The organism is Subtercola boreus (genome assembly GCF_003399635.1).
In the GTDB taxonomy this organism is placed as follows: Bacteria; Actinomycetota; Actinomycetes; order Actinomycetales; family Microbacteriaceae; genus Subtercola; species Subtercola boreus_B.
The window spans coordinates 59,915-78,842 of the sequence record NZ_NBXB01000027.1 but is presented as its reverse complement, the minus strand read 5'-3'; the positions used below and the strand labels follow the sequence as shown (position 1 = coordinate 78,842).

18 protein-coding genes are annotated in these 18,928 nt (G+C 68.2%); 9 read left to right on the top strand and 9 right to left on the bottom strand.

Annotated features, from left to right (window positions below; all coding sequences use genetic code 11):
* Positions 1 to 159: 159 nt before the first annotated feature.
* Complete coding sequence (serB, locus tag B7R22_RS08215) at positions 160 to 888, bottom strand: phosphoserine phosphatase SerB (RefSeq protein ID WP_116411284.1); 729 nt, start codon at positions 886 to 888, stop codon at positions 160 to 162.
* Positions 885 to 2,129, bottom strand: a complete 1,245-nt coding sequence (locus B7R22_RS08210; RefSeq protein ID WP_116411283.1) for a glucose-1-phosphate adenylyltransferase — start codon at positions 2,127 to 2,129, stop codon at positions 885 to 887. The genes serB and B7R22_RS08210 overlap by 4 nt, the downstream gene beginning before the upstream one ends.
* Positions 2,130 to 2,203: 74 nt before the next feature.
* Here B7R22_RS08210 and glgA point away from each other — a divergent pair, with 74 nt between their 5' ends.
* The 3 genes from glgA to B7R22_RS08195 all read left to right on the top strand — a co-directional run bounded on the left by glgA (position 2,204) and on the right by B7R22_RS08195 (position 4,565).
* Positions 2,204 to 3,385 (top strand): glycogen synthase, encoded by a 1,182-nt coding sequence (gene glgA / locus B7R22_RS08205; protein WP_116411282.1) that lies wholly within the window; start codon positions 2,204 to 2,206, stop codon positions 3,383 to 3,385.
* Positions 3,386 to 3,424: 39 nt separating this feature from the next.
* Positions 3,425 to 4,210 (top strand): ABC transporter ATP-binding protein, encoded by a 786-nt coding sequence (locus B7R22_RS08200; protein WP_116411444.1) that lies wholly within the window; start codon positions 3,425 to 3,427, stop codon positions 4,208 to 4,210.
* Positions 4,211 to 4,313: 103 nt separating this feature from the next.
* Entirely contained in the window at positions 4,314 to 4,565 is a 252-nt protein-coding gene (locus tag B7R22_RS08195; RefSeq protein WP_116282992.1) for a type B 50S ribosomal protein L31, read from the top strand.
* Between the two features lie 157 nt (positions 4,566 to 4,722).
* Here B7R22_RS08195 and B7R22_RS18790 read toward each other — a convergent pair whose 3' ends face one another.
* The 3 genes from B7R22_RS18790 to treS all read right to left on the bottom strand — a co-directional run bounded on the left by B7R22_RS18790 (position 4,723) and on the right by treS (position 7,957).
* Positions 4,723 to 4,944: a hypothetical protein gene (locus B7R22_RS18790; protein ID WP_147305340.1), complete on the bottom strand. Its 222-nt coding sequence runs from the start codon at positions 4,942 to 4,944 to the stop codon at positions 4,723 to 4,725.
* 347 nt (positions 4,945 to 5,291) lie between these two features.
* Positions 5,292 to 6,176 (bottom strand): exonuclease domain-containing protein, encoded by an 885-nt coding sequence (locus tag B7R22_RS08190; RefSeq protein ID WP_367379186.1) that lies wholly within the window; start codon positions 6,174 to 6,176, stop codon positions 5,292 to 5,294.
* A gap of 62 nt (positions 6,177 to 6,238) precedes the next feature.
* Positions 6,239 to 7,957 carry a maltose alpha-D-glucosyltransferase gene (gene treS / locus B7R22_RS08185; RefSeq protein ID WP_116411281.1) on the bottom strand — a complete coding sequence of 573 codons (1,719 nt, stop codon included), beginning with the start codon at positions 7,955 to 7,957 and terminating at the stop codon, positions 6,239 to 6,241.
* Positions 7,958 to 8,087: 130 nt separating this feature from the next.
* Between treS and B7R22_RS08180 the strand changes: the two genes are divergently transcribed.
* Together B7R22_RS08180 and B7R22_RS08175 are read left to right on the top strand one after the other, a co-directional pair.
* Positions 8,088 to 9,020 carry an alpha/beta fold hydrolase gene (locus tag B7R22_RS08180; protein WP_116411280.1) on the top strand — a complete coding sequence of 311 codons (933 nt, stop codon included), beginning with the start codon at positions 8,088 to 8,090 and terminating at the stop codon, positions 9,018 to 9,020.
* On the top strand, positions 9,017 to 10,135 hold the full coding sequence (locus B7R22_RS08175) for a glycosyltransferase family 4 protein (RefSeq protein ID WP_116411279.1): 1,119 nt from the start codon (positions 9,017 to 9,019) through the stop codon (positions 10,133 to 10,135). Before B7R22_RS08180 ends, B7R22_RS08175 begins: the two co-directional genes overlap by 4 nt.
* Here the strand turns inward: B7R22_RS08175 and B7R22_RS08170 are convergent.
* A complete protein-coding gene (locus B7R22_RS08170; RefSeq protein WP_116411278.1) occupies positions 10,080 to 10,685 on the bottom strand; it encodes a histidine phosphatase family protein in 606 nt (201 codons plus the stop codon). The genes B7R22_RS08175 and B7R22_RS08170 overlap by 56 nt on opposite strands.
* Positions 10,686 to 10,756: 71 nt before the next feature.
* A complete protein-coding gene (locus B7R22_RS08165) occupies positions 10,757 to 11,617 on the bottom strand; it encodes an NAD-dependent protein deacetylase (protein ID WP_116411277.1) in 861 nt (286 codons plus the stop codon).
* A 103-nt stretch (positions 11,618 to 11,720) separates the two neighbouring features.
* On the opposite strand from B7R22_RS08165, the gene B7R22_RS08160 reads away from it, so the two are divergent.
* Positions 11,721 to 12,533 carry a TrmH family RNA methyltransferase gene (locus B7R22_RS08160; RefSeq protein ID WP_116411276.1) on the top strand — a complete coding sequence of 271 codons (813 nt, stop codon included), beginning with the start codon at positions 11,721 to 11,723 and terminating at the stop codon, positions 12,531 to 12,533.
* 106 nt (positions 12,534 to 12,639) lie between these two features.
* On the opposite strand, the gene B7R22_RS08155 is transcribed toward B7R22_RS08160, so the two are convergent.
* Together B7R22_RS08155 and B7R22_RS08150 are read right to left on the bottom strand one after the other, a co-directional pair.
* Positions 12,640 to 13,431 (bottom strand): SGNH/GDSL hydrolase family protein, encoded by a 792-nt coding sequence (locus B7R22_RS08155; protein ID WP_116411275.1) that lies wholly within the window; start codon positions 13,429 to 13,431, stop codon positions 12,640 to 12,642.
* 237 nt (positions 13,432 to 13,668) lie between these two features.
* Positions 13,669 to 14,619 carry a DNA-3-methyladenine glycosylase family protein gene (locus tag B7R22_RS08150; RefSeq protein WP_172582269.1) on the bottom strand — a complete coding sequence of 317 codons (951 nt, stop codon included), beginning with the start codon at positions 14,617 to 14,619 and terminating at the stop codon, positions 13,669 to 13,671.
* A gap of 194 nt (positions 14,620 to 14,813) precedes the next feature.
* Between B7R22_RS08150 and B7R22_RS08145 the strand changes: the two genes are divergently transcribed.
* From B7R22_RS08145 to B7R22_RS08135, 3 genes are all read left to right on the top strand, one after another.
* Positions 14,814 to 16,628, top strand: a complete 1,815-nt coding sequence (locus B7R22_RS08145; RefSeq protein ID WP_116411442.1) for a DEAD/DEAH box helicase — start codon at positions 14,814 to 14,816, stop codon at positions 16,626 to 16,628.
* Positions 16,629 to 16,740: 112 nt separating this feature from the next.
* Positions 16,741 to 17,718: an aldo/keto reductase gene (locus B7R22_RS08140; RefSeq protein ID WP_116411273.1), complete on the top strand. Its 978-nt coding sequence runs from the start codon at positions 16,741 to 16,743 to the stop codon at positions 17,716 to 17,718.
* 66 nt (positions 17,719 to 17,784) lie between these two features.
* Positions 17,785 to 18,849 (top strand): NAD(P)-dependent alcohol dehydrogenase, encoded by a 1,065-nt coding sequence (locus B7R22_RS08135; RefSeq protein WP_116411272.1) that lies wholly within the window; start codon positions 17,785 to 17,787, stop codon positions 18,847 to 18,849.
* Positions 18,850 to 18,928: the final 79 nt, after the last annotated feature.

Genomic DNA, 18,928 nt, shown 5'->3' with positions numbered 1-18,928 from the left:
GTGAGACGTCTGTGCGTCGGTGAGACCCGCACACGCGTCTCACGTGCGCGCGGGCGTCTCACTCTCGCAGGAGGTTGGCTGCGGGTGGCACGGCGCGCGGGGGCGGAGGGCCAGCGGGCCGGCGGCGTCAGCCGCGGTGGCCGAGCAGGGGAGCGGCCGCTAGCCGCGGAGCCCGAGCAGGGGGAGGAGTTGCGAGAGGTCGCGGGTGTCGATCGCGAGATGCGCGGCGTCGCGCACGACCTGGCGGGCGTTGAACGCCACCGAGAGGCCTGCCGTATGCATCATGCGGAGGTCGTTCGCTCCGTCACCGACCGCGACAGTGCGGGCGAGCGGGATGCCCGAGGCCGCCGCCCACTCGACGAGCGCCGACGCCTTCGCCTCGGCGTCGACGACCGGTCCGACCACGTTGCCCGTGAGCAGCCCGTCGACGACCTCGAGCCGGTTGGCGCGCCAGTGGTCGAGCCCGAGCGAGACGGCGACGTCGTCGACGAGTTCGTGGAACCCGCCCGAAACAACACCGATGCGGCCCCCGGCGGCGTGCAGGCCCGCTACGAGCTCGGGCACTCCCGCCGTCACGCGGATCTCTGCCGCAACATCTTCGAAGCAGGTGACCGGCAGCCCGGCCAGGGTGGCGACACGCGAGCGCAGGCTCTGCTGGAAGTCGAGCTCACCCGACATCGCCCGCTCGGTGATGTGCGCGACCTGGGTGAGGCTGCCGGCGCACTCCGCCAGCATCTCGATGACCTCGTTCTCGATGAGCGTCGAGTCGACGTCGAGCACCACGAGAAACGACGGCGAAGGGGTCGCCGGCGAACCCGCGGCCACGTCTGACGTGATTAGCTGCTGACGGTGGGTGCGGACATCCGGAGTCAGCAACTGATTCGTCATGGCTCTACGCGTACTCCCTTGCCGACGACGGTGATGCCCGTGTCGGTCACCGTGAAGCCACGTTCGCGATCGCGAGCGTGGTCGATACCGATCATGGCCCCTGCAGCGACAACCACGTTCTTGTCCAGAATAGCGCGACGGATCACGGCGTCGGGCTCGATGTGCACGCGGTCGAACAGCACACTGTCCTGCACGAGGGCGCTCGATCCGATGGTCACCCAGGGCCCGAGCACGCTTCGCTCGATACGGGCGCCCGAAATCAGACAGCCGAGGGAGACGATCGATTCGACCGTCGTTCCGCTGTTGCCCTTGGCGTCCCGCACGAACTTTGCCGGCGGCGAGTTCAGCTGCTGCGTGTAGATCGGCCACTCGCTGTTGTACAGGTTGAAGATCGGCAGGGCCGAGATGAGGTCCTGGTGGGCGTCGTAGAACGACTCGATCGTTCCCACGTCACGCCAGTAGTACCGGTCGCGGTCGGTCGCCCCGGGAACCTCGTTGCGGGAGAGGTCGTAGACCCCGGCCTGCCCACGCGACTCGAAGTCCGGGATGATGTCGCCGCCCATGTCATGGTTCGAGTCGGGCTTCTCGCCGTCGCGGATGACCGCATCGATGAGGGCGTCGGTGTTGAACACGTAGTTGCCCATCGAGGCGAGAACCTCGTGCGGGGCATCCGCCAGTCCGATGGCCGTCTTCGGCTTCTCGAGGAACTCGGCGATCTGCGCGGGATTCTCAGGGTGGGTCTGGATGATGCCGAACTGGTCGCTGAGCTCGATCGGCTGGCGGATGGCGGCCACCGTCGCAGGCAGCCCGGAGGCGATGTGCGCCTGGATCATCTGCGCGAAGTCCATGCGGTAGACGTGGTCGGCGCCGACGACGACGACGATGTCGGGCATCTCGTCTCGGATCAGGTTGAGACTCTGCAGGATGGCGTCGGCCGAACCGCTGAACCAGCGCTTGCCGAGCCGCTGCTGCGCGGGCACTGACGCGACATACGAATCGAGCAGGCCCGAGAGCCGCCACGTCTGGGAGATGTGACGGTCGAGGCTGTGCGATTTGTACTGCGTAAGCACCACGATCTTCGTGAGTCCCGAATTGATGAGGTTCGAGAGCGCGAAGTCGATGAGGCGGTAGCCCCCACCGAAAGGGACGCCGGGCTTCGCGCGGTCAGCCGTGAGAGGCATGAGTCTCTTGCCTTCGCCACCGGCTAGAACGATGCCGAAGATCTTCTTTGATGCAGCCATAGCTCGACTATAGGGCAGCACACAGACACACCATGGGCCTCGATTCACATCGCGTTATCCAGTAGGTTCTGCTTGTGCGAGTCGACGTGATTTCCCGAGAGTATCCACCCGAGGTCTATGGCGGGGCCGGTGTGCACGTGGCCGAGCTCGTGAAGGCCCTCCGCGAGAACATCGAGGTCGTGGTGAGAGCCTTCGGGCAGCCTCGCAGCGAGCCTGGGGTGTTCTCCTACCTCCCGCCCACCGAGCTGCTGGGGGCGAATCCCACGCTCACCACGTTGGGCGTCGACCTGCAGATCGCGAACGATGTGGCAGGTGCGGATGTCGTGCACTCGCACACCTGGTACGCGAATGCCGCCGGGCAGCTGGCATCCATGCTGCACGGCGTCCCGCACGTCGTCACCGCGCATTCGCTGGAGCCGCTCCGACCGTGGAAAGCTGAGCAGCTGGGCGGCGGCTACCGCCTGTCGAGCTGGATCGAGAAGAACGCGTTCGAGAGCGCCGATTCCGTGATCGCCGTGTCGAACGGCATGCGGAACGACATCCTGCGCTCCTACCCGTCCATCTCCGAAGACCGCGTGAGCGTCGTCTACAACGGCATCGACCTCGAGAAGTGGAAGCCGGTTCAGGATCGAGCGGTGCTGGAGCACTGGGGCATCGACACGTCGAGGCCGTCCGTCGTCTTCGTCGGCCGCATCACCCGCCAGAAGGGCCTGCCGTACCTCCTGCGGGCTGCGCGGCAGCTGGCTCCGGATGTTCAGCTGATCCTCTGCGCAGGAGCCCCTGACACGCCCGAGATCATGGCCGAAGTGACATCGCTGGTGCAGACGCTGCAAAAGGAACGCACCGGGGTGATCTGGATCCCGGAACTCCTCAGCCAACACGACCTGTCTGCGGTGCTCTCCAGCGGAACCGTCTTCGTCTGCCCGTCGGTGTACGAGCCGCTCGGCATCGTCAACCTCGAAGCGATGGCGTGCGGACTGCCGGTCGTCGGAACCGCGACCGGCGGCATCCCGGAGGTCGTCGACGACGGCGTCACCGGCCGCCTCGTGCCCATCGACCAGGTAAGCGATGGAACGGGCAGCCCGACCGACCCCGAACGCTTCGTACACGACCTGGCCGGCACACTCACCGAGGTGCTCGCAGATCCCGACCGGGCCCGGGTCATGGGTGCACATGGCCGGTTGCGGGCCGAGAGCACGTTCAGCTGGAAGCAGATCGCCGAAGACACCGAACGGATCTACCGCAGCCTGATCTAGTCGGTTTCGCGCTCGGAATTGCCCGATAGAGTTGTGGTCATGCCCACAGTTCTTGACCTCGAAGACGTGTCGGTCGTTCGCAACGGAAACCGCATCCTGAGCGACATCAACTGGAAGGTCGAGGCAGACCAGCGCTGGGTCATTCTGGGTCCGAACGGCGCCGGCAAGACCACTCTGCTGAACCTCGCGTCGGCTATGGTGCACCCGTCGACGGGCACCGTGCAGATCCTCGATTCGCGCATGGGGCGTGTCGACGTGTTCGAGCTCCGGCCCCGCGTCGGCTTCGCCTCCTCGGCGATGGCGAAGCGTTTCCCGCAGGACGAGACGGTGCTGAACGTAGTGCTGACCGCTGCGTATTCGGTCACCGGGCGATGGAACGAGCAGTACGACGAGATCGACCTGCGCCGTGCGCAGCGTGTGCTGGCCGAGTGGCGGCTCGACCACCTCGAGGACCGTCGTTTCGGTTCGCTGAGCGACGGCGAGCAGAAGCGCGTGCAGATCGCCCGCTCGGTGATGACCGATCCCGAGCTGCTGCTGCTCGACGAGCCCGCGGCCTCGCTCGACCTCGGCGCCCGCGAAGAGCTGTTGCAGCTTCTCGGCGGCTACGCGTCTGCGCCTTCCGCGCCGGCGATCGTCATGGTGACGCACCACGTGGAGGAGATCCCGCGTGGCTTCACCCACGCGCTGCTGGTGTCGAAGGCGCAGATCGTGGCGGCGGGCCCGCTGTCGGAGGCGTTGACGGAAGCCAACCTCGAAGCAACATTCGGCCTGCCGATCGTGCTGACGGAGACCGACGGGCGCTACGCGGCACGCGCGGCGGGCTGATCCGGTTTTTCCCCTGCGGTTCTGGTAGACTCTCTAGCTGGCGTTCGTGCCACAATCTTTCTTCCCATCCCCCTCACGCTGACACAGCACCAAGGAATCCCTCATGAAGACCGAGACCCACCCCGACTACCTGCCCGTCGTGTTCCGCGACCTGGCTTCGGGCGCAACCTTCCTCACCCGTTCGACGGTGTCGAGCCAAAAGACGATCGAGTGGGAAGACGGCAACACGTACCCCGTCATCGACGTTGAGATCTCGAGCGAGTCGCACCCGTTCTACACGGGCAAGCAGCGCATCATGGACTCCGCCGGTCGCGTCGAGAAGTTCAACAGCCGTTACAAGGGTTTCGGCAAGTAACTCTGCACCTCTAAAAGGGGCGGGTGGCCATCGGCCTCCGCCCCTTTCTGCGTACCCGCCCGCCTCCCCGCTACGCTCCGAATCGGCTCGGGAGTTCCGGTCGGTCTCCGCGGCCCGGAGCGACAGAAACTCCCCAGCCGATTGCCGACGGGATGGGTCAGGACGAGGGGGCAGTGGTCGCCTTCGTCGTCGGGGCCGGAGTAGGCTCGCCGGGGGCCGGGGTCGGCGGAGGTGTCGCGGCTGGGAAGGTGGTCGGGGGACTGGTCGGCACGACCGTAACGCCGCCCGTCGATGGGGTGCTGTAGCCGGCCCCCGACCCGCACGCGGTCAGCACGGCGAGGACTGCCGCAGCCGCCAGGATGATCGCGGTGCGCTTCATGCGGGCGAGTCTACGCTCACGCTCCGCCGCCCGGCGAGACCCGAACCCCACGTCCAGCCCGGCACGTACCGTCGTCGATCGCGCAATCGGCGGCCCTGCCGACATCCGAACGCCATAGTGCAGAGGTTTGGTCGAGCGCCGTCCGTTGCGCGATGCCCCTCCGAGCGGAGGCGCGCAGACCAGCCCTGGGGCCGCATGGGCCGACCGCTCCCGCCAGGGGCCGCAAGTCCCGCAGACTAACCTGGGGCCGCAAGGCCCGCAGGCTAACCCGAGGGCCGCAAGGCCCACAGACTAACCCAGGGGCCGCAATGCCCACAGACTAACCAAGGGGCCGCAATGCCCACAAATTAGCCCAGGGGCCAGGCCGTGCGGGCTGTGAAGTCGGGGTCCTTGGTGCGACGCATGTAGTCCTGGAAGCTGGTGGCCTGCTCGGCGAACCAGCCGGCCTGCGAGTGGTGGAGCTGCTGCTGAGTCATCTCGAGTTCGACCGCGTAGCGGCTGGCGAGCGACTGCGCGACACGGCCGGCCGCGATGGCGTCGGCCCCGGCGTCGTGCGCGTCGAGCAGTTCGACCTCATAGAAGGTCGCGGTGGCCTCGAGCGTGCGCTTGCCTTTGCGGTAACGGTCGAGCGCCTTGTCGATCACGAGAGGGTCGACCACCGGGAGCGGCTCCCGCAGGGGAGTGATGCCGTGGCGTCGGGCCTCGCGGTCGAGGAGCGTCAGATCGTAGGGCGCGTTGTAGATCACCAGGGAGAGGCCCTGGTCGAGGGCGTCGGTGAGGGCATCCACGATCTCGGCGACGACGTCGGCTGCGGGGCGCCCCTCAGCCACGGCGCGCTCGGTGCTGACCCCGTGGATGGCCGCGGCGCCCGCGGGGATGGGTACGCCGGGATTCGCCATCCAGTCGATGCGCGACTCGACGTTGCCGGTGTGGTCGATGATGCTGACGTTCGCGGTGACGACGCGGCTGGTCTCCACGTCGATGCCGGTGGTCTCGAGGTCGAACACGGCGAGGCGGTGCGCCCAGGCGGGCCACTCCGGCAGGGGAGGCGCGAGGAGTGCTGTCGCCGAACGCGACGGCGAGGAGGCGACAGAGCCCCGGGCATCCGGAGCCGAACCCGCGTGCAGGGGAACCGCGGGGCGATCGTTCAGCGCGTGCCTGCCGTGCGGGAGTACCTCGGCCGGTTCGAGATCGAACAGAGCGAGGGGCACCGACTGCGGAAAAGAGTTCACAATGTGAGCGTAGGGCGAACCGCCGACACTGCCCGGGAAGGGCGCCGCGTGCCGCGAGGGAATCAGAACACCTCGACGCCGGCCTGGCCGATCCGCAGCCAGTAGAAGCTCTGTGTGGCGAGCGTCAGCGTCACCTTTCCGTCGTCGCCGATCGTCGGGAAGGCCCCTCCACCGAACAGGTCGTTCAGCCGCCGCCCGGCGAACTCCGGCAGCTCGAGCGTCACCGAGATCGGATTGTGCGCGAAGCTGAAGACGCAGAGGATGCGCTCCGGCGCGTCGCCCCACTGGGTGTCCGAGCCGGCGTACGAGCGCACGAACGACAGTACCGAATCGTGGTTCGCCGGCACGATCTCGAGCGTGCCGAGACCGAAGGCGGGGTGGGCCTTTCGCACGTGGATGACGTTCCGCACCCAGTGCAGCATCGAGCGCGACTGCGCCAGCTGCGACTCGACGTTCACGAGCGTGTAGTTGTAGACCAGCGACTGCACGACCGGCAAGAAGAGCTTGCCCGGGTCGGCGGTGGAGAAGCCGGCGTTCCGGTCGGGGGTCCACTGCATCGGCGTCCGCGACGAGTCGCGGTCGTTCAGCCAGATGTTGTCGCCCATGCCGATCTCGTCGCCGTAGTAGAGGAACGGCGAGCCCGACAGCGAGAAAAGCAGAGCGTGCGCGAGTTCCATCTCGGCGCGTGAGTTGTCGAGCAGGGGTGCGAGGCGGCGGCGGATGCCGATGTTCGCGCGCATCCGCGGGTCGTAGGCGTACCAGCCGTACATCGCCTGGCGGTATTCCTCGCTCACCATCTCGAGCGTGAGCTCGTCGTGGTTCCGGAGGAACACGCCCCAGCCGGCCCCCTCGGGGATCTCCGTAACCTCGGAGAGCACCCGGATGAGCTCCGTCGCCGTCTGCGAGCGGAGCGAGTAGAAGATCCGCGGCATGACCGGGAAGTCGAATGCCATGTGGCATTCGGGATCATCCTCGGTTCCGAAGAATGCCGCCACCTCGCGCGGCCACTGGTTGGCCTCGGCGATCATGATGCGCCCGGGGTACTCGCGATCCACCATCTGGCGGAGCTTCGCGACGAACTCGTGCGTCTTCGGCTCGCCTTCGCCGTTGCCCTCCTCGCTCACGTAGAGGTAGGGGATGGCGTCGAGCCGAAAGCCGTCGACGCCGAGGTCGAGCCAGAACCGCACGATCTCGAACATCGCCTCGTGCACGGCTGGGTTCTCGAAGTTGAGATCGGGCTGGTGGGAGAAGAACCGGTGCCAGAAGAACTGTCGGCGCACGGGGTCGAAGCTCCAGTTCGACTCTTCCGTGTCGACGAAGATGATGCGGACGTTCTCGTACTTCGTGTCGGTGTCGCTCCACACGTAGAAGTCGCCGTAGGGGCCCTCGGGGTCGCTGCGGGACTGCTGGAACCACTCGTGCTGGTCGGACGTGTGGTTCAGCGGCAGGTCGATCACCACCCGCATGTTGCGCTCGTGCGCCTTCGTCACCAGATCCCGGAACTCGTCGATCGAGCCGAACTCGGGCAGGATCGCCCGGTAGTCGGCGATGTCGTACCCGCCGTCGCGGAGGGGCGAGTCGAAGAACGGCGGCAGCCAGAGACCGTCGATGCCGAGCCACTGCAGGTAGTCGAGCTTCGAGACCAGCCCTGCGAGGTCTCCGGATCCGTCGCCGTTGCCGTCGACGAACGAGCGGATCATCACCTCGTAGAACACCGACCGTCTGTACCACTGCGGATCGAGCGTCAGACCTGGCAGTTGGATCGGTGCGGTGAAGCTCACAGAGGGCCTTCCCTGAAACGAGAACGAGCGGGGTGCTGCCAACGCTAGTGCAGTCCGTCTGGGAATTCGAAGCGGGCGGTTCGGCGTGCGTGCCAGCGGGTTCCGGATGCCCAGCCCTAGACTTGCGGGGATGATTCCGCCCTCTCCCTACGCCCGCCAGCTCGACGCGATTCCGGTGACCCGGCAGAGCGTCGACATCCTCGGCGGTACCACCGAGCTCTGGAGCTACGGCCCCTCAGATACCGACACCGTCGCCGACACCGCCGTCGTCATGGTGCACGGTTTCCGCGGTGACCACCACGGCCTGGAGCCCCTCGTAGCGCAGTTCCCCACGTACCGCTCGGTGCTCGCCGACCTGCCCGGGTTCGGCATCTCGACCCCGCTCGACGTGAACGGCGCGCTCGGGGTGAGGCACGACATCCACGGCTACAGCGCGTGGCTCCGCGAGCTGGTGGAGCGGCTCGCGATCGACCGCACGACCACGCGTCTCGTCGTGCTGGGGCACTCGTTCGGCTCGATCATCGTGTCGGCGGCCCTCTCGGAGGGACTCGAGGCCGACGACGTCGTGCTGGTGAACCCGATCGCGGCTCCGGCCCTGAGTGGGCCCCGCGGCATCCTGACCCGCCTCGCGGTGTTCTACTACAAGGTGGGCGCGTGGCTGCCCGAGCGGCCCGGTTTCGCCTGGCTGCGACTCCGGCTGGTGACCCGTTTCATCAGCATCACGATGGCGAAGACACGCGATGCGGGTCTCCGGCGCTGGATCCACGACCAGCACGACCAATTCTTCGGCGCCTTCACGAACCGCCGTGTCGTGCTCGACGCCTTTGAGGCCTCGGTGAGCAACGACGTCTCCGAATACGCCTCGCGGATCACTCCGCCGACGCTCCTGGTGGCGTCCGACCGCGATGACATCACGCCCGTCTCGGCGCAGGAGCGGCTGGTGGGAGCGATTCCGGATGCGCGGCTCGTCGTGCTCGAAGGGGTCGGCCACCTCGTGCACTACGAGAAGCCGCGCGAGGCCGCTGCGGCGATCGAGGAATTCCTGAGCGAGGTCAGAGCGTGAAGATCGTCTTCGACTGCCGCTACACCCGCATCGGGCGGCACGACGGCATCAGCCGCTACACCGCAGGGCTCGTCACGGCGTTGGCGGCGAAGCATCCGGTGACCATGCTCATCAGCGACAGACGCCAGCTCGAACTGCTTCCCGACCTGCCGTATGCCATGGCGAGCTCGCCGACGAGCCCGCGGGAGCTCTTCGTCGCCCACCAGGTGAACAAGCTTGAACCCGACGTCGTGTTCACCCCGATGCAGACCATGGGCACGATGGGCCGGAAGTACCCCCTCGCCCTGACCGTGCACGACCTGATCTACTACTCGAACCCGACGCCTCCCCGCGAGTTCGCCTGGCCGCTCCGGCTGCTCTGGCGGCTCTACCACACGGCGTGGTGGCCGCAGCGGCTGCTGCTGAACCGGGCGGATGCGGTTGTCACCGTCTCGCACACGACCCGGGCGCTGGTCGAGCAGCACCACCTCACGTCGAAGCCGATCGTGGTGGTGAGCAACGCCGCCGATGTGCTGACCTCGGAGGACGCAACGCTGGCCCCGGCAGCCGAGGGGGACATCGCAACCGGCCCGGTCGCCCGCGCCGCGGCCCGCTCGCTCCTCTACATGGGCTCGTTCATGCCCTACAAGAACGTCGAGACCCTGGTGCAGGCGATGCCCCACCTCCCCGGCTACACGCTTCACCTGCTGAGCACGGTCCGCTCCGCCGACCGAGAGCGGCTGCAGGCGCTGGCTCCGGATGCCCGCCTCGAGTTCCACGACGGCGTCTCCGACACCGAGTACCTCGCGCTGATCGACAGCGCCACGGCGCTCGTCACCGCCTCGCTCGAGGAGGGTTTCGGCATCCCGCTCGTCGAATCGATGGGCCGGAGCACACCGGTCGTGGTCAGCGACATTCCCGTGTTCCGTGAGATCGGGGGAGACGCCGCCCTCTACTTCGAAGCGCGCGACCCTGCCGCGTTCGCCGCCTCCGTGAAGCGGCTCGAAGACCCCAAGGAGTGGTTCCGCCGCTCATCTGCCTCGAAGGAGCAGGCGGGGACCTTCAGCTGGGCCTCGTCGGCTACGGCACTTCTGGCGCTGCTTGAAGAGCTAGCTGGTTCACGGGCTCGCCGTTGAACTCGTCGAGGCGCAACTCTCCGCCCGTGTAGCTGAACGAATGCACCGAACCGTTCGCGATCCGTTCGTCGGCTCGCGGGCGGCCGCCGCCCGTGGCGTGGCGCACGAGCGACGAGATGACGCCGCCGTGGCAGACGACGATGAGCGACTGGCCGGGATGCTGACGGGCGATGCCGATCAGGGCAGCGTGCACCCGCAGTTGCACCTCACGGTGCGTCTCCCGCCCGGGTACGACGATGCCGGCGGGGAAACGCTCGTGCAACTCCTGGTAGTCCATGCCCTCCGCGTCACCGTAGCGACGCTCCACGAGGTCGGCCTCCGACGTCGGCTCGGGCAGCCCGAGCGCCGCCGCGATGATCTCGGCCGTCTCGCGGGCCCGCGACAGCGGACTGGTCAGCACGGCATCCCAGCGCGTGCCGACGAGGCGGGCGGCGGTCTCCACCGCCTGGGCGCGGCCCGTGTCGTTGAGGGGGATGTCCGTGTTGCCCTGGATGCGCCGCGCCAGGTTCCAGTCGGTCTGGCCGTGGCGCACAAGAGCGAGAAAGGTCATGACAGCAGGGTATCAACCGCGCTGCCGCAAGCAGCAGGGTGCAGTCGTTCAGGCCTCAGTGCACCATGGCCTCAGGGAATCAACCGCGAGGCGAGGGCGGTCAGCGTCTCGGAGGTGCCGGCATCCACCTTCACCGTCGCCCGGCTGTCGCCCTTGGTCACGCCGCGGTTGATGATCACGATCGGCAGGCGCCGACGGCGGGCCTGCTCCAGCAACCGGATGCCCGAATTGACGACCAGCGACGAGCCGGCGATCACCAGGGCCTCGGATGCCCGCAGCAGGTCGCTCGCCTCGGTGAAGCGCTCCTTGGGGATGAACTCGCCGAAGAACACGACGTCGGGTTTCAGCACGCCACCACAGACGGTGCAGACCGGTACCTCGAACTCGGCCCAGTTGGCCACATCCGCGTCGCCGTCGGGGTTCACCGTCACCGCGTCGGGCTTCGTGATCCACGGATTCGCGGCGTCGATCGTGTCGGCGATGCTCACCCGGGCGAACATCTGGCCGCAGGTCAGGCAGCGCACCCTGTCCATCGAACCGTGCAGGTCCACGACGCGGTTCGAGCCGGCCCGCACGTGCAGCCCGTCGACATTCTGGGTGATGATGCCGGAGACGACGCCAGCACCTTCCATCATGGCCAGCACGGCATGCCCGGTGTTCGGCCGGGCCGCATCGAACAGCTTCCAGCCGAGATGGCTGCCGGCCCAGTACCGTTTTCTGAAGTCGGCGTTGCCGAGGAACTGGTCGAACGTCATCGGGTTGCGTTTCGGCGCGCCTTCGCCGCGGTAGTCGGGGATGCCCGAATCGGTGCTCACACCGGCCCCCGTCAGCACGACGAGCCGCTTGCCGGCCAACACGTCGACGACCTCGTCGAGTGCGTCGGTGTCGCCGGGGATGCCCGCCCGACCCTGCTCGGATTCCCTCAGAGCCATGGCCGCACCTCCTCCGCGCGAGCCACTGGTTCGGGCCGCACCCCTTGAGTCTAGGAGTTCTTGTTTTCGTAAATGTTTCCGGCGACTGGCAGAGTGGTGTTCCGTGCCCCTGATTCCGCTCGAAGACCTGACCGACCCGGGGCTCGCCGACTACCGCGGCCTCACCGACGTGGCTCTTCGCCGGGTGAGCGAGCCGGCCGGCGGGCTGTACATCGCCGAGTCGGCCAAGGTGATCGAGCGTGCGCTTGCCGCCGGGCACGTGCCGCGATCGGTGCTCTGCGAAGAGAAGTGGGCGGCGGGCATCCAGAGCCTGGTCGACGACTCGGTGCCGATCTACGTGGGCTCATCGGCGCTGCTCGAGAGCCTGACCGGGTTCAACCTGCACCGTGGGGCGCTGGCGTCGATGCACCGGCCGCCGCTGCCGTCGGTGTCTTCGCTGCTGCAGGATGCCCGGCGGGTCGTCATCCTCGAGGACATCGTCGACCACACTAATGTGGGCGCGATCTTCCGCTCGGTGGCGGGGCTCGGGGCGGATGCCGTGCTCGTCACGCCGCGTTCGGCCGACCCGCTCTACCGGCGGAGCGTGCGGGTGTCGATGGGCACGGTGCTGCAGGTGCCGTGGACGCGGCTGCCGGAGTGGGATGTCGCGGGGCCGATGCTTCGGGCGGCCGGGTTCCACGTGGCGGCGCTGGCGCTGAGCGACGACGCGGTGACGCTCGACGAGTTCGCCGTGTCGCCTCCGCCCCGGGTCGCGATCCTGCTCGGCACGGAGGGCGACGGGCTCTCTCGCGCGGCCCTCTCGGCGGCGGACACGGTGGTCACGATCCCGATGCTGCACGGGGTGGACTCGCTGAACGTGGCGTCGGCGTCTGCGGTCGCCCTTTGGGCGCTCCGCGTGCAGCCCCTCGCCCGCTGACCTGCGCTCGGGCGCGCCCCTTGCGATCCCCACCCGGGAGGAGCTCCGCCCAGCCTCGTCGCCTATACGGTCGGGTCGCCTGAGCTCCTCCCGAGCGGGAATACGGTCAGTCGGCGAGGTGCGAAAACACCGGGCCTGCGGTTGTGCGTTTCGCCGAGAGGCCATCACCGGAGGACTGGTGCCGCACGCGCCGAAGCACCCACGGCACGAAGTACTCCCGCGCCCAGACCAGGTCTTCTGTGCGGGCCTCGCGCCAGCGTGCGGCAGTCAGCGGCTGGGGCGAGTTCGGCTGCAGGTCATTCGAAACGTTCAGAGCGGCGAGCACCGTGCGGGCGATCTCGTGGTGGCCGAAGGCGTTCAGATGCAATCGATCCGGTGCCCACATGTTCGAATTCTGGATGGCGACGAGCGCCCACTGGTCGGCCACGATGAGGTCGTACTTCGCAGCGATCGCGCGGATGTTCTCGTTGTAGATCGCTACCTTCCCGCGAATGCTGCGGAACACGGGTGAGAAACCGACATCGGTTCCGGTGAAGACGACGATCGTCGCGCCGCTCTGCTTCAGGCGCACGATTCCGGCCTCGAGCTGGGCCGCGATGAGATCGGGATCGGTGCCGGGGCGGATGATGTCGTTGCCCCCGGCCGAGATCGTGATGAGGTCGGGCTTCAGTTCGAGAGCTGGCTCGACCTGCTCGTCGAGGATCTGGCGGATGAGACGTCCGCGGATCGCGAGGTTGGCATAGGAGAACTCCCCGTCGACCTGGGCGCTCAGGACTTCGGCGACCCGGTCGGCCCAGCCTCGGTGGCCGCCTTGGCTGGCGGGCTCAGGGTCGCCGATTCCTTCGGTGAAGGAGTCGCCGAGGGCAACGTAACGGCGCCAGGGATGCGGTTCGGTCATGGGTAGTTCTCCTGTGGCAAGTTCTTACAGCCAGCCTACGCCTGGCTACCGGATGCTTGGCCGGGCGTCGTGGAACCGTTCTGCACTTCGTGAGACTCCAGCGACTACGTGAGACGCGCGCGCCGGTCTCACATGGCCGCAGCTGTCTCACGTGCGGCTCGCGGCGGGGGGGGTGGGGGGGGGAGGGAGGGAGGAGGGAGGGAGGGAGGGAGAGGCAGGCGAGCGGGGCGGGGCGGGTCAGCCGGCGATTGCCGCCACCGCGTCCCGCCAGAGGTGCATGCCGAAGTAGCTCCGCCACGGGGCGACGCGTTCAGCGAAGCTCACGAGTTCCCGGCGCTCCGACGGCAGACCGAGTGCGGCAGCGCCGGCGCGCAGGGCGAGGTCGCCGTCGAGCAGAATGTCCGGGGCGCCCAGCACGCGCATCGCGACGTACCCGGCTGTCCACGGCCCGATTCCCGGCATCGCCTCGAGGCCGTCCATCAGCTCCGGCACGCTCGCGCGGCCATCGACGACCAGGCTCCCCTCGGCCAGCGCCTCCGCGACGGCCAGGATCGTGCGCACCCGCTGCGCCGGCCCGCGCACGATGCCGGTGCCTCCGCGGGCAAGCTGCTCGGCGGTCGGAAAGAGTCGGCTGAGCGGTGAGGCCGATGCGGGAGCGGCGGCGTGCGTCGCCTCGGCAGCCAGCCCCGGGTCGAGCGGGTCGCCGAGGGCCGCAGCGAGGTTCCCCTGCACGGTCCGCGCCGCCTTCACCGACACCTGTTGGCCGATCAGCGTGCGGAACAGGGTCTCGTGCGGGTCGGTCGAACCGGGCATCCGGATGCCCGGGGCAGCCGCCAGCGACCCAGCCAGCTCCTGCACCCCGCCGAGCACGGAGTCGATGGCCGGCGCGTCGGCATCGAGGTCGTAGAGCCGTCCCACTGCGGCGACGACCTCCGCGAGATCCGGATGGCCGGGAGACCCGTGGCCCGGCACCGCCCCGCCGACGCGGAACCACACCCGCCCCGTCACCCCCGCCGGGGTGGCCCGCACGGCCACCAGCGCCTGCCCGCTCTGCAGCGCCAGCGTGCGCCAATACTCCCCGTCGACCACCGCCTCCACCCCCACGATGGCGTGCGCCGAGAGAAACCGGGTGACCCCCGCGTGGTCGAAGGGCGGGATGGCCGGGAGAGAGAACGCGTGGGGGAGCACGCCCCATTGTCGCCCGCCCGACGCCCAGAGGCCACCGCCGCCACGCCCCGCCAGCTACGCCCACCCGGGCTCGCAGGCCACCCCCCGCCACACCCTGCCACGCCGCGCGCGCGACCTCACCGCCACCGCCGACGGCGCCCGCGGGCCGGTTGGGCGAGCCGCGCTGGGAGCGGGTAGTGTGTCGGAAAGTGACTATTTCGCCTGCCCCCGCCGGACGTCCGGTCGGAACCTCCGCGGCCGAGCATCTCTCCCCGAGCTTCCCCGAACGGGCCGCCTGGGGAACCGTCGGTAAGCTCCGCGCCTGGCAGTCCGAGGCCCTCACCGCCTACTTCGAGCACGAGCCCCGCGACTTCCTCGCCTCCGCGACGCCGGGCGCCGGCAAGACCACGTTCGCGCTGCGGCTCGCCGCCGAACTCCTGGCCCGCAAGACCGTCGACCGCATCACGGTCGTCGCCCCCACCGAGCACCTGAAGAAGCAGTGGGCCGACGCCGCACACCGGGCGGGCATCCGGCTCGACCCCACCTTCAAGAACGCTCACGGCCGCCACGGTGCGCACTACCACGGCGTCGTCGTCACCTACGCGCAGGTCGCGACACGGGCCGAACTCCACCGCGACCTGACCCTCAGCGGCCGCACGCTCGTCATCCTCGACGAGGTGCACCACGGCGGCGACGCGCTGAGCTGGGGTGACGCCATCCGCGAGGCCTTCGAGCCCGCCACCCGGCGTCTCTCTCTCACCGGAACCCCGTTCCGCTCCGACACGGCACCGATCCCGTTCGTCAGCTACCTGCCCGACGAGCACGGCATCCGCACGAGCCTCACCGACTACAACTACGGCTACGGCCGGGCGCTGAAAGACGGCGTCGTTCGCCCTGTGCTCTTCATGGTCTACGCCGGCCACATGCGCTGGCGTGACGGCGTGGGCGAGGAGATGGAGGCCCGCCTCGGCGAGGGCAACACGAAGGACATCACCTCGCAGGCCTGGCGCACAGCGCTCGATCCGAAGGGCGACTGGATCCCGCAGGTGCTGAAGGCCGCCGACCGTCGCCTCACCGAGGTCCGGCAGTCGGTTCCGGATGCCGGAGGCCTCGTCATCGCGACCGACCACTATGCCGCCAGGGCCTATGCCGACGTTCTCGGGGAGATCACCGGCCAGCCGATCACCATCGTGCTGAGCGACGAGAAGGAGGCCAGCGACCGCATCGAGGAGTTCTCGAACTCGACGCGCCGCTGGATGGTCGCCGTGCGGATGGTGTCGGAGGGTGTCGACATCCCGCGGCTCTCCGTCGGCGTCTACGCCACCAGCGCCGCCACTCCGCTCTACTTCGCGCAGGCGATCGGCCGCTTCGTGCGGGCCCGGCGCCGAGGGGAGATCGCCTCCATCTTTTTGCCGAACGTGCCCTCCCTGATGGCCCTCGCGAACACGATGGAACTCGAACGCGACCACGCCCTCGACCGCCGCGAGACCGGCGACCCCGCCATCGACCTCTTCGCCCCCGAAGAGGACATGATGGATGCCGCCAACCGGCAGGAGAAGGCCTCCGACGCCCTGCAGCAGGAGTTCAGCTTCGAGCCGCTCTCCTCTCACGCCACCTTCGACATGGTCGTCTACGAGGGCGACGAGTTCGGAGCCGAGGCGATCGGCGGCAGCGACGAGGAGCTCGACTTCATCGGCTTCCCTGGCCTCCTCGAACCCGAACAGGTGCGGGAGCTGCTTCAGCACCGCCAGGCGAAGCAGGCCAGGCGCAAGCACGAGCCGGGCTATGTCGCTCCCGTGGTCGAGACTCCGGATGCGGCTCCCGCCGCCCCGCTCTACCGCACACTCAAGGAGCAGCGGTCGCTGCTGAACAGCGTTGTCGGCATCTGGGCGAAGACCTCGGGGGAGCCGCACGGGCTGATCCACGCCGAGCTCCGCCGGGTGTGCGGCGGGCCGGCGGTCGCCCAGGCGAGCGTCACTCAGCTGCAGACGCGCATCTCCACGGTGCGGAAGTGGATCGGCACGCACTGACCGTCCGCACCCCGACCTCCCTTAGCACGGGTAGCGAGGCACTCGCAGGGCCTCCCTCACCGCCACATTCTGAAGCAGACTGGATCCGGTCACCCGTTATGAAGGAGTCACGATGAAATACCTGAAACTCGGCGCAAGCGGCCTCGAAGTCTCAGCAATCACCCTCGGCTGCATGAGCTACGGTACGGCAGACCGCGGCAACCACGACTGGACCCTCGACGAGCAGGCCAGCCGCCCGTTCATCCAACAGGCCCTCGACGCCGGAATCACCACGTTCGACACAGCCAACGCCTACTCCGATGGCACCAGCGAGGAATTCGTCGGCCGTGCTCTGGCCGACTTTGCGAGCCGCGAGGAGATCGTGATCGCCACCAAGGTCTTCATGCCGATGCGCAGCACCCCGAACGGCGGCGGCCTCAGCCGCGTGCACATCATGAACCAGATCGACGCGTCGCTCCGCCGGCTCGGTACCGACTACGTCGACCTCTACCAGATCCACCGCTGGGACGACACCGTTCCGATCGAGGAGACCATGGAGGCGCTGCACGACGTGGTGAAGGCCGGCAAGGCGCGCTACATCGGTGCGTCATCCATGTACGCCTGGCAGTTCGCGAAGGCCCAGTACACGGCCGACCTCGGCGGCTGGACCCGGTTCGTCTCGATGCAGGACCACTACAACCTCATCCAGCGCGAGGAAGAGCGCGAGATGCACCCGTTCTGCCTCGACCAGGGCGTCGGCGTGCTGCCGTGGAGCCCGCTGGCCCGCGGCCGCCTCACCCGCCCCTGGGGCGAGCAGACGGCACGCGACGCGAGTGACAACGTCAGCGCGAAGGTCTACGCCGGTACCGAAGACGGCGACAGGCAGGTCTCGGATGCCGTGGCCACCGTCGCCTCGAACCGTGGAGTCTCCCGGGCGCAGGTCGCCCTCGCCTGGGTGCGGCAGCAGGCCGCCGTGACCTCGCCGATCGTCGGGGCGACCAAGCCGCACCACCTCGAGGACGCGGTCGCCTCTGTCGACCTGGACCTCACCCCCGCGGAGCTCGAGACGCTCGAGGCTCCCTACCAGCCGCACGTTCCCACCGGCTTCTGATCGTCGTCCGGCCCGCCTTCCTTTTTAGACCGATCCGTTCACCCCGTCCTCTCACCTAGGAGAAGCATGTCAACCACCGTCAACGCCATCGCCGCACCGTCGGCCACCGAACCCCTGATCACGACCACGATCGAACGCCGTGACGTCGGCGCGGAAGATGTGCTGATCGAGATCGCCTATTCGGGCATCTGCCACTCCGACATCCACACCGTGCGGGGAGAGTGGGGCGACATCCAGTACCCACAGGTCGTCGGCCACGAGATCGTGGGCGTCGTCACCGAGATCGGTTCGGATGTCACCCTGCACAGCGTCGGCGACCGCGTCGGCGTCGGCTGCATGGTCAACTCGTGCCGCGAGTGCGAGAACTGCCTGGCCGGAGCGAACAACTACTGCCTGAAGGGCAACACCGGCACCTACGCGTCCGTGGACGCGGATGGCACGGTCACGCAGGGTGGATACTCGACCCACATCGTGGTCGTCGAGGACTTCGTTCTGCGCGTTCCCGAATCGATTCCCTTCGAGAAGGCTGCGCCGCTGCTCTGCGCCGGCATCACGACCTACTCGCCGCTGTCGCACTGGAACGCCGGCCCCGGCAAAAAGGTCGCCGTCGTCGGCATGGGCGGGCTCGGCCACATGGCCGTCAAGATCGCGCACGCGATGGGCGCCGAGGTCACCGTGCTCTCGCAGACGCTCAGCAAGAAGGAGGACGGCCTGCGTCTCGGCGCCGACCACTACTACGCGACCAGCGACGAGTCGACGCTGAAAGACCTTCAGAACACCTTCGACCTGGTCATCAACACGGTCAGTGCGAAGATCGACCTCAACACCTACCTCAAGGTGTTGCGCCTGAACGGCACCTTCGTCAGCGTCGGTGCCCCGCCCGAGCCCCTGCCCATCCAGGTCTTCACTCTGTTCGGCAACCGCCGTTCGTTCGCAGGCTCGGGCATCGGCAGCATCGCCGAGACGCAGGAGATGCTCGACTTCTGTGCCGAGCACGGCATCGCACCCGAGACTGAGCTCATCGAGGCAAACGCCGACGCCGTGAACGCGGCCTACGAGCGCGTGCTGAAGTCAGACGTGCGCTACCGCTTCGTCATGGACATCAAGACGCTGGCCGACGCCACCCTCTGATCCCCGCACCCGGGCACCACCGAATCGGCGGCCCTCGTTGCATCCGTGCTGTATAGCGTGACGGATCTGACGAGGACCG